The following is a 14,205-nucleotide window of genomic DNA, read 5'->3' as shown; positions in this document are numbered from 1 at the left end:
TATAGGTATAGATTAGTTGCTCATCTACTCTTATAATAAACAATCGAAATCTAACAGTATAAGTAAGGATATTTATGACTAAGAAATTAGTAAATCGTGTTCTATTAATCAATGATGATGGTATTGATGCCCCCGGTATTGCACTTCTTAAAGAGGTTGCTCATGATATTGCCCATGAAGTTTGGGTCGTGGCTCCAGTAATTGATCAAAGTGGTGTATCTTGTGCAATTAGTCTAAAAACACCGTTTAGAATTGCTAAACGTTCTGAGCATGAATATGCCGTATATGGTACGCCAGCTGATTGTGCTGCATTTGCGCTACGTTATGTTATGCGTGATAATCTTCCTGATTTGGTTTTATCTGGGATTAATAATGGGTCTAATTTAGGGTTTGAAACCGTACTGTCTGGTACCGTGGGTGGTGCAATGATGGCGATGGTGATGGGAGTTAGGTCAATCGCATTTAGCCAAGTGACTGCAGAGGGAAGTGGTGTCACAAATTGGCGTAGTGCTAAGCATTATACGTATCGTGTTATTGAAAAATTATTGAATACACAATGGCCTAATCATATTTGTATGAATGTTAACTTTCCAAATTGTGATGAAGATGATGTAAAAGGGATTAAAATTACAGTTCAAGGTGAGCCAGATGTTGATGGATTAACTATTACTCCAGTTAAAGATCCTGAAAACAATGATTACTTTTGGTTTAGAGCTGCCCATGGACATGATACCCATAATCCGAATAAGGAACTTGATGCAACGAATCTTAACTATGTTGCGATTACACCATTATCTTATGAGCGAACGGATGCTAATGTGTATCAGCAATTGCTTGAACAGTTTAAGTAACTGATTACAATATGAAAAAAACGCTATTTATTGTATTAGGTTTTTTATCGTTTTTTTTAGGTACGGTTGGGATATTTTTACCATTATTACCCACCGTGCCGTTTTATTTGTTGACGGGATATTTATGGTTTAATAGCTCTGAAAGATTACATCGTTATTTAGTCAATTCAAAATACTATCAAAAATATATCCATCAGACATTGGTTGAAAAAAAGGTAACCCCTAAACAATTAGCCAAAATGTTGTTAGCAGTATTTATTATGCTATCTATTCCTTTTATTTTAATTGATTCATTGCATGTTCGAATTATTTTAATTATCGTCTTTATCGCCCACATTATTGGTGGATATTTCTATTTCATCAGAAAACCAACTAAATCCCGCTAAGTTTTTTACACTATAATTACATGTTATGACAATAAAATAACGAAACTCAATTACTATATAAAAACCACATAACTTCAATTGAGTCTCATATTAATCAGCGTATAATAGCCCGCTTAATTTACTTATTGCTCTCAAAACACGATGATTCACTTAACGGATAAAAACTCACCTCTGCATGAAAAGTTAGAAATCGGTCTCCTTTTGGCCATTGTTGGTGGTTTTTTAGATGCTTATTCCTTTCTATGCTACGGTGGGGTATTTGCCAATGCACAAACCGGCAATATGGTGCTACTTGGCATCACGTTAATTAATGGTGATTATGTTCATTTTGTACATTACTTGATCCCTATTATTGCTTTTTCATTTGGTATTTTGATGACGGAGTGTTTATTAAAATATTTAAGTGGTAGTTTTTATATTTGGGTATTAATTACCGAAATTGTTATCCTCTTTATTATTGCCTTTTTACCAGATGGAATCCCGCAGGTGATTGTCACTGCCGCTATATCATTTATGTGCTCAATTCAAATTGGCAGTTTTAAGAAAATATGTGGTGCACCTTACACCAGTACAATGTGTACGGGCAATCTACGTTCAGCAATGGGATTGTTGTTTGTTGCTATATCCGCTAAAGATAGTGAGTCGTTAGTACAAAGTTTACGTTATTTAGCGATCATTTTATTTTTCTGTATTGGGGCAGCAGTCGGTGCTATTTTTGTTGACTGGTGGGGCAAGTTGTCGGTCTTAATATGCTGTTTGCTCTTTTTTATCTTATTATTATTGATGATTAAAGATATTGTTCATATTCGACGCAAACAGCAGCAACTTGCTGATGTTATTAAAAAATAGAGACGAATAATTATTATTAATTTAAGATATAAGTCATTTAATGTATTTGATATTAAAGTAGGTGCTCGATGTTAAAAATATTTATGGATTGGTATCGTCGACGATTTAGCGACCCAAATGCGGCATCGTTAATGATCGTTATTGTGTCATTGTTTATCATTATCTACTTTTTTAATAAAATTTTATTACCTGTTTTTATTGCTATTGTATTGTCTTATTTGCTTGATACGCCAGTGAAATATCTAAGTAATAAAGGGATACCTAGAACCTTATCTGTCATTATGGTATTACTCATTTTTATTTCAATTGTATTACTTAGCGTCGTGATTTTATTACCACTTATATGGCAACAAGGGGTGAGTTTAGTCAGAAACATTCCAGCAATGTTAACTTTTTTAAATGAATTTTTAACGACTTTACCACAAAAATACCCCGAGCTAATCGATGTTGGATTGTTTGATTCGGTTATTCAAAGCATTAAAGACCGAGTTGCACAAACAGGGAATTCACTCTTACAGTTTTCAATTGTGTCTTTATTTAGTTTACTGTCAGTTATTGTTAATGCGGTATTAGTACCGATAATGATGTTTTTTTTATTAAAAGATAAAGAAAAAATCTGGAATTATTGCTCTAAAGCATTACCACGCAACCGACGTGTTTTAAATAAAGTCGCGACAGAAATGGATCAGCAAATTGGCAATTACATTGTCGGTAACGTTCTACATATTATTATCTTGTTTATCGTTATGTATATTCCATTTTGGTTTTTAGGTTTAGATTACGCGTTATTACTAGCGTTTATTGTAGGTCTTTCTGTTATTATTCCTTATGTGGGTATTATCATTTCAACGATACCAGTCATTCTAGTTGCGTTATTCCAGTGGGGCTTAAGTGCTGAGTTTGGTTTTCTTGTTGCAGCCTATATTGTGGTGCAGATGCTTGATGGTAATGTTACAGTACCATTACTGTATTCTGAAAAACTGAATCTTCACCCAATTGTGATTATTTTAGCTGTATTGATTTTTGGTGGGTTATGGGGTTTTTGGGGGGTCTTTTTTGCAATTCCTTTAGCGACACTGGTAAAGGCAATCATCAACTCATGGCCTAAAACACCACCAACAAAGTTGACCAAACAATCAAGTTAACAGGTTCAAGTCTCATAAAAAAAGCGCTAAATAGCGCTTTTTTATTATCTTTAAATAAGCATTAGTGATGCTTTAAATAGTCCAAAACCACTTCATGGTGGTTACTGGTTTTGAAATCATCAAATACATGTTCAATGTTACCATCTTTGCCAATTAAAAAGCTAATACGGTGAATTCCATCATAGGTTTTACCCATAAATTCTTTTTGACCCCACACACCAAATGCTTGTGCAACTTCATGGGTTTCATCAGACAACAGTGTAAAGTTGAGCAATTCTTTTTCAGCAAAGCGAGATAGTTTTTCTGGTTTATCTGTGCTGATACCAATAATAGCAACGTTATACTTTTTGAAATCCTCAAAATTATCACGTAAGTTGCAAGCTTGAACGGTACAGCCTGGTGTCATTGCTTTTGGGTAAAAATAAATTAAGACTCGCTGATCTTTAAAGTCTTTAGAACTAATTTCTTCACCATCTTGGTCAGGAAGTGAAAATAGTGGGGCTTTTTCACCTGCTTTAAGTGGGTTAATCATATCATTATCACCTATACAAAATTATAGCTATTTAAGTGTTTTAAAAAAGCGGTTTGCAGCATCGATGGTATGATTAATCTCTTCATCGCTATGTGCAAGTGACATAAATCCTGCTTCGAAAGCAGATGGTGCAAAGTAGATGCCTTGCGAGAGCATATAATGATAGAATTTTTTAAATAATTCAATATCACTTTGCATGACATCGTGATAACTGGTGACTTCTTCTCCAGTTGTAAAAAATAATCCAAACATTGCGCCAACATGATTTATCACCATTGGGACATTATTTCGTTTAGCAACATCTGAAAGGCCGTTACATAATTGTGTTGTCAAACTATCGAGTTGTTGATAGATGCCAACATCGTTTAATAAATTCAGTGCGGTATAGCCTGCGGTCATGGCAATGGGATTTCCTGACAGTGTGCCAGCTTGATAAATGGGGCCAGTTGGTGCCAATTGTTGCATAATATCAGCTCGACCACCGAATGCACCAACAGGCATACCGCCACCAATTACTTTACCTAGACAAGTTAAATCCGGTGTAACGTTATAATAGTCTTGTGCACCGCCCAATGCGACACGAAAACCCGTCATGACTTCATCAATAATAAGTAGCGTACCATACTGATCACATAAATCACGTAAACCTTGTAAAAATGACTGTTTAGCTGGAACACAGTTCATATTACCTGCAACCGGCTCAACAATAATTGCAGCAATTTGATCAGGGTATTGTTCAAAGCTCTTTTTAACAGAATCAAGATTATTATAGTCACAGACTAAAGTGTGTTTAACAAAATCTGAAGGTACACCTGGTGAAGTAGGATGGCCGAATGTTAAAGCACCTGAACCTGCTTTAACTAATAAATAATCAGCATGCCCATGATAGCAGCCCTCAAATTTAATGATTTTATCACGTCCTGTAAAACCACGAGCCACACGAATGGCACTCATTGTTGCTTCAGTCCCTGAGTTAACCATTCGCAACATTTCAATTGAAGGCATGATACTGGTGACTAAATTAGCTAATTTAACTTCAATTTCGGTTGGCGCACCAAAGCTTAAACCATTACGAACTGCTTTACATACTGCATCGGCAATGTCAGGGTTGTTATGACCTAAAATCATAGGTCCCCATGAACCGACATAGTCAATATAAGCTTTACCATCGGCATCATAGATATAAGCACCATTAGCTTTTTCAATAAATAATGGTGTACCACCAACCCCATTAAAAGCGCGTACGGGGGAGTTAACACCACCAGGCATAACTAAATTAGCTTGTTCATAAAGAGACTGCGATTTATTCATTACGGATTCCCGTTCAACATAAAGTGTGTATTTATTCATAAAATTAATTGAAATTCAAGTTTATTGATAAGCAATTTTATTGATTGGTTTTATTTGTAATTTAATATTTAGTCCTTATATGAATTGTAATATAATAGTTCATTATTAATATTTCTTTGTTATGTCAGACATCTTATACAAAGGATAGCAGGAGAGAGCAATGAGTGATGCATTACCGTTAGTATTTACTGATGCAGCCGCAAATAAAGTTAAGTCATTAGTAGAAGAAGAAGAAAATGCAAACCTAAAACTACGAGTTTATATCACGGGTGGTGGTTGTAGTGGTTTTCAATATGGTTTTACATTTGATGAAAAAACCAATGAAGATGATCTTATGATCGAAAAAAATGGTGTGGCATTAGTTGTTGACCCAATGAGCTTACAGTATCTCGTCGGTGGCGTGATTGATTATGTTGAAGGCCTACAAGGTTCACGTTTTGTGGTTAATAACCCAAATGCTACAACCACGTGTGGCTGTGGTTCTTCTTTCAGTGTTTAACGTCATGATTTATTGCTAGCAGATAAAACCTGCTAGCATCCACTTTAAGCAATTTTATTAAAATAATTTTTTACCTAAAATCACTAAATCTCGTTTAACACCATCGAGTTCCGCCACTTCAGGTAACATTCCCCATTGCTGATAACCTAATTTAGTAAATAAGTGAATGCTCGGGTTATTGTGCCTAAAAATATAACTTAATACTGTTTCGATACCATGTTGGCGAGCATGCTGCTGAATTTTTTCTATACTGTATTGACCAATTTTTTTAGCGCGAAAATCGAGTGCAATATACACACTCATTTCGACAGTTTTATCATAGGCGGCACGGCCATAAAATGTTGATAGACTAATCCACCCGCAATCCTTCCCGTGATACTTAATAATCCAAAGCGGCCGTGTTGTTTGGTTATGAGCATTTAGCCAATTGATACGACTGTCAGTATCGATCGGTTGTAAATCAGCTGTCACCATTCGACTGGCGATAGTTTGATTATAAACTTCAACAATAAAGGGTAAATCGGTGAGCTTGGCATCAGCAAAGCTAATAGCACTATTCATATTGAAATCGCTTATGTTACATAAAGAAAAGATTATTATGATCGTATTGTTAAAAGTTTGGAATAGGCTATCCAAATTATTTGTAATAAATCCTCATGAAATTTGTGTATTTAAGGATATAATAACAACAAAATCAGTTTGTTTTTTGTGAATATTATGATTGACCAAATTGAAATTTTTGAGTTGCCAAGCCCCTGTAAGCGGGTCTGTGAAACAGATCAACAAGGTTATTGTTCAACCTGTTTTCGTTCGCGTGATGAACGATTTGGTTGGCTAACATTTTCCAACACTCAAAAACAAGAGGTATTAAGATTATGTCGCCAGCGCTCATTAAGAAAACGCTATTATCAATATCAACAACAACTTAAACAAAACGCATCTATAAAGCTCGTTGATGATAAAGAACAATTGGACCTTTTTTAATGCTGAGCAAAGTACTCAGCATTGAATTAATTTATTTAAGCTTTTTTGACAAAACACGCTTTTAGCATAATTTTTATGCCGTCAATTTTACAATCAATTTCATGATCACCTTCAACGAGACGAATGCCTTTCGCTTTTGCGCCTTTTTTCAAAACACTCGATGAACCTTTTAGTTTAAGATCTTTAATCAAAATAATATCATCACCATCTGCAAGCAAATTACCATTGCTATCTTTAACGATTAAATTGTCACTACTTGATTCTGATTGGTCACTTTCGTCCCACTCATGAGCACATTCTGGACAAACAAAAAGTGAGCCATCATGATAAGTATGTTCTGATTGGCAAAGCGGGCAGTTAGGGATTGATTGCATTGTTTTAATTATTCCTGTTGTATTGATAAATATCATTACAAAGTATAGCAAAAAAACACTAAAAAGTCATGCTAATGCTGATAGAGCGTATATCACTTAAAATAATATCGGTATTGAAAAGTCTGTGTCGCTGGAGTAGGATTTATTTATTCACGTATTTTTAGTGTGGGTTTAAATATGAAAATGTGTATTGCTTGTGGTATGCCTATGACACAAATCGCTGATTATCCATTGTATGATATTTCTAAAAATTATTGCAAACACTGTGCAAATAAAGATGGTACCATGAAAACCTTTGATGAGAAATTAGCCAGCTTAACACTGCGCTATATGCAATCCCATGATATGGATTGTGCAATTGCCAAACATACTGCCTATGTTATTTTAAAAAAACTCCCTGCTTGGAAACAAAAATAGTGAGATGATTTTTTACATTGACTGCATAATTTTCTATTATTTCTTTTGCTTAATATTATAATAGCGCCATCATAATAAAAATTTTAACACTAAATGGAATCGTCAAATAATGATGGGTAAAATGAATAATATCAAATGTCCACGTTGTCAGAGTAACCATAATACGCCATTAGCAAATACGTTTTATCATTGTCTAAAGTGCGGCAATAATTATTATTCCGATGCTGACAATGGTGATGGGTTAATCGTTCAATCATCAAAATCAGCAGAAAATAAAAGCGGCCTATCAAGTAAACTAAAATACTTTATTCCTGCTTGTGTTATTGGTGTATTGGCTGTCTATTTTGTGTTACCGCTAATACATTCTAATAATAATGATGTGCCTGTTACGAATGTATTAGCTGCCGAAAATGATGATGATACTGCTGATACAGATACTATCCTTAAACCTTGGGTTGAAAATGGTTATCCGCGTGTCGCTTATGTTTTCTATCATGATAAAGATAGTAATGAAAACTATTTATATAAAGCGAATTTCTTAACGCATAACCGAGATCCAGATGATCAAAATGTTGTTTCTATTAAAAGCGAAAATGATGAGTTAGTGGGATACGATAGTTTAAGCGGTGAAGTTATTCCTAATTTTACCCAATTAGTTTCAACGCCTTTTTCGGCCGATGCGGCGGTTCTTTATGTAGATAATGACAATATTATTGTGAAAAATAAAATTGAGTCAGGCTATCAACTTGAAATGGTTTCAGCCTATTCAGGACAAATTATCTGGACATTATCAAATAAAGAGTTGCCAGGGCTTGATATATTACCCGCTTATCATCTCGCTAATGAAGGTAAAAGCATTGAACTGTTCCGCAATAATTTTAGAATTAAACTTACCCCCAATTATTATATTGTCGATAAAAAAGGGCAGGTAATTGGCTACGGTAAGTTGAATTAATTAAAATTTAGATAAGTCCTCTAAGTGGGACTTTTTAATTATCTAAGATAATACTTGCATTAATAATCAATTTATGAGTAAATAGTACCAAGCAGATAACCTGCATTGATACAATATTAGTATACTTAGTTTTAGTCAAAAATGATTCCTTTCTTGTTTTAAATCTATCTTCTTAATAATGTAATGTAGAAATCTTGCGTAAACAGTCAGTCTGACTGAAGTTAATTTATTAAAGGATATATTTAAATGTCAAAGAAAACAGGTTTAGTTAAATGGTTTAACGAAAGTAAAGGTTTTGGTTTTATCACTCCTGATGATGGTAGCAAAGATTTATTTGTTCACTTTTCATCTGTAGTTGGTGATGGTTTCAAAACGTTGCAAGAAGGTCAAAAAGTACAATTTTCTGTTGGTGATGGTCCTAAAGGTCCAGCAGCAAATGATGTTGTTGTATTATAATAATGACAAAATATTATTTTTTGGCAAAGCGAAAAAATCGCAAAAAGCAATTAACTAATCATTAATCTTTTATGCCAAATAAGCCCGCTAAAGCGGGCTTTTTTATGGCATCGATATTGTTTTATTTTTGTTTGATGTTAAATCGATATTCAATTTGGCTATTAATTTGATCCAAAAGCGTATAGCGATTACGATATTCAGAACGCTTTTTACTGCTTATCTCTTCAATTAATTTTCTGGGTACGGCAATAGGTAGTTGATAACCATGTTCAATGGCATGGCCATTAAGACTACACCAAAACTCATCATAATTAGCCATAAATTTATGCTGTTTTTTTGAGCGATAACGCCATTGTTTATAAATATGTACATCATTACTCACCGCATGGATCACGCTTATTCCACACAATTTCATTAGAGCACAAAATCCTTCATATAAAACTCGCTTAGGAAAGAGTCCATAGCAGGCTTTAGTCGCTTTTTTTATAATATCTTGTTCATTTGCACCAGCACCTTGCAGCCCTGCAATATAAGCGATTGATTGATGATTATGACAAATGAAAGTAAACGATAAATTTGCCACAGTAATGTGCTCAAAATTTAAAGTCAGAGTAATTTCGCCTTCCTTATCATATTTAGATGGCATACAAGTCATCGTAAAATCAATATCATCTTTACCTTTAAAATCTGCCAATAAACATGCTTGGTCGGATAATAGGGCTGATTTCAAATTGGGATTTATTAAATGTTGAATAAAGTAGTAGTGGTGAACAATCGCATTGGCGCGATCTTTGACGCCAAGGCGTTTATGCAAATATGGACGTTGTAACTTTGTTGGTACAAAAGGGCGCTTTTCTATAATTAATTTAGCGTCATCAAGCTCCGATAGCTTTTTTATATATTGAACGGTAGTGATAGGATTGATTAATGTTTTTAGTCTGAATTTGCAACGATAAAGCGGGCAGTCCCACCAATCATCTTGTTGCCATCTCCCTAAAAGTAAACTTGAGAATAAACTCTCCCCAATTAATTTAGCCATGTTACTTGTATATCTCTAATGCTTTATTAAAAAACTGTAAAGTTTGAAAATATTATTTAAAAATTTCGTTAATTATTGCATAAATTAAAAGGAGGTTCAACATTTGTGTGAAATTCGTTGAGTCATCAATATTTAGTCGTATTGATTGAATCTACACGTATTGATATGGGGACACACATTTAGTAAATTAGCCATAAATTATCATTAGATAGGGCAACAAATAGCATAATAGGGTAGTTAAAATGCACTGTTCGTATGTTAGCGGTAAATCTAGTTTGTGGCGGACTGTTTCACTATATAATAACTATGATAATTACAATATACTACGACCATCTGAAATGAATCATTATGAATGGTACGCCCGGGTGGACTCGAACCACTGACCCCCACCATGTCAAGGTGATGCTCTAACCAACTGAGCTACGGGCGTATATAAGAACATAAACTACAGGCGCAAATATTAACGATATTAAGCCTTTCTAGCAAGTAAAAAAAAATAAAAATAGCTTGTTTTTTAGGCTGTTGAGTGTTTTCGGTTACGAAACCAACAATTAGAAGGTAAATTCTAATCATTGGTTACTATTTTATCTCGCTGCTTGTTTAAGAATTCTATCAGCAGGCTGCTTTTGAATATAAATCATTCGGCAAATCAGCAATACAGCAGCAAACGTTAATCCTGCAATGATACCGATCCAAAACCCTGCAGGTCCCATAGGTTTAACCAATATATCGGTTAAGGCAAACATATAGCCTAGAGGTAAGCCTATAATCCAATAGGAGACAAGCGTGATATAAAGAATGCTCTTAGTATCTTTATAGCCTCTGAGAACATTGCTTGCAGTGACTTGTAAGTAATCCGATAGTTGATAAATTGCTAACAAAATAATTAATTGCATACAAATTGCAATAATCGTGGCATCTGTTGTAAACCAAGCAATAAAGAACGTTTTAAATAGCACTAATATGACAGCAATCGTTAAAGCACAGACTAACGCAATACTTAAACTGATATATGCTGTTTGTTTGGCGTGTTGCAACTTTTGTTTACCAAGTAAGTAACCAACACGAATACTGGTGGCAACACCTAAAGATAATGGTATCGCAAAAGTCATACTGCTTATTGTAAATGTAATTTGATGAGCGGATACGGCTTCTTTACCAAGTGGGGCAATCATCAATGCAATAATCGCAAATAAGCTCACTTCAAAGAAATAGGCTAAAGCAAGTGGTGTACCTAATAACGTGATACGCTTAATAATAGTCTTATTAAATAACGCTTTAAATGGCGTTTTTTTAATGTCTTTTTGGCTGCTGGCAATTAATGTGAAACATTTAATTAAGATAAACATTAACCAAAAAATGATTGCAGCAGTAATACCACAACCAACACCACCAAATTCGGGTAAACCAAATTTACCATAAATTAATACATAATTAATTGGTATATTAGCAATTAAGGCAATAAGCATGATAAACATAGCGGGTTTCGTATTAGATAAACCTTCACACTGAAAACGATACACCAAGTAAAATAAGAAGCCCGGTACTCCCCACATGATTGCTCGCAAAAAATTGACGGCAACATAGACCATTTCGGGATCAATTGGATTATCAATACTACTACGTAGCGCAATCAGCTTATCTGAATTATAGAGGAACACCATTATTAAAACGGAGAGAATCGAGGCGATAACTAAACCTTGTCGAGTATGATCGGCAATTTGTTCTCGTTTGGCAGAGCCATTTAAATTAGCAATAATCGGTGTTAAAACGGATAATAATCCTTGCCCAAACAAGATTGTGGGTAGCCAAATTGATGCACCTATTGCAACACCAGACAGTGCTGCTGCACTATAATGACCCGCCATAATGGTATCAACAAAAGTGATACCAGTTTGGGCTAATTGAGCAAGTATGACAGGAATAGCCAGCTTTATAATGATTTTAACTTCTTTTGTATAAATATGTTTCATAATGGTTATTTTATTATGCTACCCCAAAGATCATATTCATCAGAGTGTTCAATCTCAACATTGACTACATCACCAACATTAACCGAAAACTCTTCATTTAAATACACAACACCATCAATTTCAGGTGCATCAGCCATACTTCGTCCGATAGCACCTTCTTCATCGACTTCATCGATAATAATTGGTAGTGTTTTGCCAACTTTATTGGCTAACTTTTCCGTTGAAATTGCTTGTTGTAACTGCATAAACTGTTCAAATCGATCTTGTTTCACATCTTCAGGGATTTGATTTGCTAATTGATTAGCTGCAGCACCTTCAATAGGACTATAAGTAAAACACCCCACACGATCAAGTTTAGCTTCAGCTAAAAAGTCTAATAATAATTCGAAGTCATGATCTGTTTCGCCAGGATAACCTACAATAAATGTTGAGCGCAGCGTGATATCGGGACAAATCGAACGCCATTTATGAATGCGTTCTAATGTACGTTCAATAGATCCCGGCCGTTTCATAGATTTTAAAATGGCAGGGCTAGCATGTTGTAATGGCACATCAAGATAAGGTAAGATTTTTCCTTCGGCCATAAGCGGAATTAAATTATCAACATGTGGATAGGGATACATGTAATGTAATCTGACCCAAATACCTAATGACGAAAGTTGTTCACAAAGTGATAAAATATCACTTTTAACGGGTGCGCCATTCCAAAAACCTGTTCGGTATTTAATGTCTGCACCATAAGCAGAGGTATCTTGTGCAATCACTAAGAGTTCTTTGACTCCGCTATCAGCAAGGCGTTTTGCTTCATCAAGTATGCTACCAATAGGACGGCTAACCATATCACCACGTAATGATGGAATAATACAAAAAGTACAACGATGATCACACCCTTCAGAAATTTTTAAATATGCGTAGTGTTTTGGTGTTAATTTGACACCTTGAGCCGGGATTAAGCTGGTGTATGGATCATAAGTAGGTTTAGGTGCATATTTATTCACGTGAGTCAGTACTGTCTCGTAACTATGAGGACCTGATATCTCCAAGACTTTAGGATGAATCTTACGGATTTGGTCCTCTTTGGCACCTAGACAACCCGTGACGATGACTTTACCGTTTTCATGTAAAGCCTCACCGATTGCTTCTAATGATTCTTGTACTGCACTATCAATAAAACCACAGGTATTTACAATAACAAGATCGGCATTATCGTAGCTGGGTACAACTTGATAGCCTTGGGTTCTTAATTCAGTCAATATTCTTTCTGAATCGACAAGGTTTTTTGGACAGCCTAAGCTGACAAATCCAATAGTAGGGGATATATTCATCATAATAAAATTATATAGTGTAGTGTGAAGAATTAAATTGTTTAAAATCAATTATTTGAGAAATGATTTAGTGTTGGGTATTTTAGCATAGAAAAAAAAACTTCACTAATGATTTCTCAGACACAAATACAGATTATGTCACACTCAGCGGTGGGGCAAAATTTAGGGTAAACTGTTAATTAGGCGAAAATGATTTAACAACATTATAAATGCTATGACTATCAATAAAGACAGGTAATTAAGGTTGGAGTTGATGATAAAATATTAAATTCCGTGAATAAAAAAAACCGGAAAATTTCCGGTTTATAATAACACATCAATATGAATTAAAGATCGTTAGCGTGTTGTTTTAAGAAACTTGCAACACCGTCTGGACTGTCTTTCATACCTTGTTTGCCTTTAGTCCATTGAGCAGGGCACACTTCGCCGTGTTCTTCATGGAATTGGAATGCGTCTACGATACGTAGCATTTCATCAATATTACGACCAATTGGTAAATCGTTAACTGTTTCATGACGAACAATACCACTTTTATCAATAAAGAATGAAGCACGTAACGCAACACCAGCTTCAGGATGTTCGATACCGTAGGCTTGCATCACTGTATGTTTAACATCAGCAACGATAGGGAATCTTACTTCACCAATACCACCTTTATCTTGTGGTGTTTTACGCCATGCGTTATGAACAAATTCAGAGTCCATTGATACGCCAATTACTTCTACACCACGTTTTTTGAACTCATCTAAACGGTGGTCAAATGCGATAATTTCTGATGGACAAACAAATGTAAAGTCCATTGGCCAAAAGAATACAACTGCATATTTGCCTTTTGTAAAATTAGAGAAACTGAAGTTATTAACAATTTCGCCATTTCCTAATACTGCAGCTGAGGTAAAATCAGGTGCTTTACGAGTAACTAATACCATGATATATCTCCTAGATTATAATATTACTTAGTAGGATGTATTAAACATCGTTATCTTACTGATACAAATCGAAAGATGTAGGTATTATAGCGTTGTTACCGAATTATCAAACATGGTAACAACAATTGTTTTTATAAGTTT

General features: G+C 34.8%; 17 protein-coding genes and 1 tRNA gene. 9 read left to right on the top strand and 9 right to left on the bottom strand.

What is annotated here, in order from left to right; translation table 11 throughout:
* Window positions 1-74: 74 nt before the first annotated feature.
* From surE to ABEA36_RS04900, 4 genes are all read left to right on the top strand, one after another.
* A complete protein-coding gene (surE, locus tag ABEA36_RS04915; protein ID WP_345489398.1) occupies window positions 75-851 on the top strand; it encodes a 5'/3'-nucleotidase SurE in 777 nt (258 codons plus the stop codon).
* 11 nt (window positions 852-862) lie between these two features.
* Window positions 863-1,237 (top strand): YbaN family protein, encoded by a 375-nt coding sequence (locus tag ABEA36_RS04910; protein WP_345489395.1) that lies wholly within the window; start codon window positions 863-865, stop codon window positions 1,235-1,237.
* A gap of 141 nt (window positions 1,238-1,378) precedes the next feature.
* Window positions 1,379-2,086 carry a YoaK family protein gene (locus ABEA36_RS04905; protein WP_345489392.1) on the top strand — a complete coding sequence of 236 codons (708 nt, stop codon included), beginning with the start codon at window positions 1,379-1,381 and terminating at the stop codon, window positions 2,084-2,086.
* Between the two features lie 68 nt (window positions 2,087-2,154).
* Entirely contained in the window at window positions 2,155-3,231 is a 1,077-nt protein-coding gene (locus tag ABEA36_RS04900) for an AI-2E family transporter (protein WP_345489390.1), read from the top strand.
* A gap of 61 nt (window positions 3,232-3,292) precedes the next feature.
* Here the strand turns inward: ABEA36_RS04900 and bcp are convergent, their stop codons facing one another.
* Window positions 3,293-3,760, bottom strand: coding sequence for a thioredoxin-dependent thiol peroxidase (gene bcp, locus ABEA36_RS04895; RefSeq protein ID WP_345490867.1), 468 nt, complete (start codon window positions 3,758-3,760; stop codon window positions 3,293-3,295).
* 30 nt (window positions 3,761-3,790) lie between these two features.
* The gene (hemL, locus tag ABEA36_RS04890) at window positions 3,791-5,074 is read right to left on the bottom strand and encodes a glutamate-1-semialdehyde 2,1-aminomutase (RefSeq protein ID WP_345489388.1); all 1,284 of its coding nucleotides are present in this window, start codon (window positions 5,072-5,074) and stop codon (window positions 3,791-3,793) included.
* 199 nt (window positions 5,075-5,273) lie between these two features.
* On the opposite strand from hemL, the gene erpA reads away from it, so the two are divergent.
* The gene (erpA, locus tag ABEA36_RS04885) at window positions 5,274-5,612 is read left to right on the top strand and encodes an iron-sulfur cluster insertion protein ErpA (RefSeq protein WP_345489385.1); all 339 of its coding nucleotides are present in this window, start codon (window positions 5,274-5,276) and stop codon (window positions 5,610-5,612) included.
* A gap of 57 nt (window positions 5,613-5,669) precedes the next feature.
* On the opposite strand, the gene ABEA36_RS04880 is transcribed toward erpA, so the two are convergent.
* A complete protein-coding gene (locus tag ABEA36_RS04880; protein WP_345489383.1) occupies window positions 5,670-6,173 on the bottom strand; it encodes a GNAT family N-acetyltransferase in 504 nt (167 codons plus the stop codon).
* 156 nt (window positions 6,174-6,329) lie between these two features.
* Here ABEA36_RS04880 and ABEA36_RS04875 point away from each other — a divergent pair, with 156 nt between their 5' ends.
* Complete coding sequence (locus ABEA36_RS04875) at window positions 6,330-6,596, top strand: DUF1289 domain-containing protein (protein ID WP_345489381.1); 267 nt, start codon at window positions 6,330-6,332, stop codon at window positions 6,594-6,596.
* Between the two features lie 35 nt (window positions 6,597-6,631).
* Here the strand turns inward: ABEA36_RS04875 and ABEA36_RS04870 are convergent, their stop codons facing one another.
* Window positions 6,632-6,970, bottom strand: coding sequence for a zinc ribbon domain-containing protein YjdM (locus tag ABEA36_RS04870; protein WP_345489379.1), 339 nt, complete (start codon window positions 6,968-6,970; stop codon window positions 6,632-6,634).
* A 177-nt stretch (window positions 6,971-7,147) separates the two neighbouring features.
* Between ABEA36_RS04870 and ABEA36_RS04865 the strand changes: the two genes are divergently transcribed.
* The 3 genes from ABEA36_RS04865 (at window position 7,148) to cspE (ending at window position 8,798) form a co-directional block, all read left to right on the top strand.
* The gene (locus tag ABEA36_RS04865) at window positions 7,148-7,387 is read left to right on the top strand and encodes a zinc ribbon domain-containing protein (protein WP_345489377.1); all 240 of its coding nucleotides are present in this window, start codon (window positions 7,148-7,150) and stop codon (window positions 7,385-7,387) included.
* A gap of 121 nt (window positions 7,388-7,508) precedes the next feature.
* On the top strand, window positions 7,509-8,342 hold the full coding sequence (locus ABEA36_RS04860; protein ID WP_345489375.1) for a hypothetical protein: 834 nt from the start codon (window positions 7,509-7,511) through the stop codon (window positions 8,340-8,342).
* Between the two features lie 246 nt (window positions 8,343-8,588).
* Window positions 8,589-8,798: a transcription antiterminator/RNA stability regulator CspE gene (cspE, locus tag ABEA36_RS04855; RefSeq protein WP_345489373.1), complete on the top strand. Its 210-nt coding sequence runs from the start codon at window positions 8,589-8,591 to the stop codon at window positions 8,796-8,798.
* Window positions 8,799-8,919: 121 nt separating this feature from the next.
* On the opposite strand, the gene ABEA36_RS04850 is transcribed toward cspE, so the two are convergent.
* From ABEA36_RS04850 to ABEA36_RS04830, 5 genes are all read right to left on the bottom strand, one after another.
* Window positions 8,920-9,837 carry a VirK/YbjX family protein gene (locus ABEA36_RS04850; RefSeq protein ID WP_345489371.1) on the bottom strand — a complete coding sequence of 306 codons (918 nt, stop codon included), beginning with the start codon at window positions 9,835-9,837 and terminating at the stop codon, window positions 8,920-8,922.
* 353 nt (window positions 9,838-10,190) lie between these two features.
* Window positions 10,191-10,267: transfer RNA gene (locus ABEA36_RS04845), tRNA-Val, on the bottom strand.
* Between the two features lie 154 nt (window positions 10,268-10,421).
* A complete protein-coding gene (locus ABEA36_RS04840) occupies window positions 10,422-11,810 on the bottom strand; it encodes an MATE family efflux transporter (protein ID WP_345489369.1) in 1,389 nt (462 codons plus the stop codon).
* 5 nt (window positions 11,811-11,815) lie between these two features.
* Window positions 11,816-13,138, bottom strand: a complete 1,323-nt coding sequence (gene rimO, locus ABEA36_RS04835; protein ID WP_345489367.1) for a 30S ribosomal protein S12 methylthiotransferase RimO — start codon at window positions 13,136-13,138, stop codon at window positions 11,816-11,818.
* A 323-nt stretch (window positions 13,139-13,461) separates the two neighbouring features.
* A complete protein-coding gene (locus ABEA36_RS04830; RefSeq protein ID WP_345489365.1) occupies window positions 13,462-14,064 on the bottom strand; it encodes a peroxiredoxin C in 603 nt (200 codons plus the stop codon).
* Window positions 14,065-14,205 lie beyond the last annotated feature (141 nt).

This window comes from Orbus sasakiae (assembly GCF_039542345.1).
Lineage (GTDB): Bacteria > Pseudomonadota > Gammaproteobacteria > Enterobacterales > Orbaceae > Orbus > Orbus sasakiae.
The sequence above is the reverse complement of the archived record's forward strand: the minus strand, read 5'-3'. Positions and strand labels throughout refer to the sequence as shown.

Coding starts and splice junctions, on each gene's coding strand:
- surE (WP_345489398.1), top strand. CDS start 75: ATGACTAAGAAATTAGTAAATCGTGTTCTATTAATCAATGATGATGGT.
- ABEA36_RS04910 (WP_345489395.1), top strand. CDS start 863: ATGAAAAAAACGCTATTTATTGTATTAGGTTTTTTATCGTTTTTTTTA.
- ABEA36_RS04905 (WP_345489392.1), top strand. CDS start 1,379: ATGATTCACTTAACGGATAAAAACTCACCTCTGCATGAAAAGTTAGAA.
- ABEA36_RS04900 (WP_345489390.1), top strand. CDS start 2,155: ATGTTAAAAATATTTATGGATTGGTATCGTCGACGATTTAGCGACCCA.
- hemL (WP_345489388.1), bottom strand. CDS start 5,074: ATGAATAAATCGCAGTCTCTTTATGAACAAGCTAATTTAGTTATGCCT.
- erpA (WP_345489385.1), top strand. CDS start 5,274: ATGAGTGATGCATTACCGTTAGTATTTACTGATGCAGCCGCAAATAAA.
- ABEA36_RS04880 (WP_345489383.1), bottom strand. CDS start 6,173: ATGAATAGTGCTATTAGCTTTGCTGATGCCAAGCTCACCGATTTACCC.
- ABEA36_RS04875 (WP_345489381.1), top strand. CDS start 6,330: ATGATTGACCAAATTGAAATTTTTGAGTTGCCAAGCCCCTGTAAGCGG.
- ABEA36_RS04870 (WP_345489379.1), bottom strand. CDS start 6,970: ATGCAATCAATCCCTAACTGCCCGCTTTGCCAATCAGAACATACTTAT.
- ABEA36_RS04865 (WP_345489377.1), top strand. CDS start 7,148: ATGAAAATGTGTATTGCTTGTGGTATGCCTATGACACAAATCGCTGAT.
- ABEA36_RS04860 (WP_345489375.1), top strand. CDS start 7,509: ATGAATAATATCAAATGTCCACGTTGTCAGAGTAACCATAATACGCCA.
- cspE (WP_345489373.1), top strand. CDS start 8,589: ATGTCAAAGAAAACAGGTTTAGTTAAATGGTTTAACGAAAGTAAAGGT.
- ABEA36_RS04850 (WP_345489371.1), bottom strand. CDS start 9,837: ATGGCTAAATTAATTGGGGAGAGTTTATTCTCAAGTTTACTTTTAGGG.
- ABEA36_RS04840 (WP_345489369.1), bottom strand. CDS start 11,810: ATGAAACATATTTATACAAAAGAAGTTAAAATCATTATAAAGCTGGCT.
- rimO (WP_345489367.1), bottom strand. CDS start 13,138: ATGATGAATATATCCCCTACTATTGGATTTGTCAGCTTAGGCTGTCCA.
- ABEA36_RS04830 (WP_345489365.1), bottom strand. CDS start 14,064: ATGGTATTAGTTACTCGTAAAGCACCTGATTTTACCTCAGCTGCAGTA.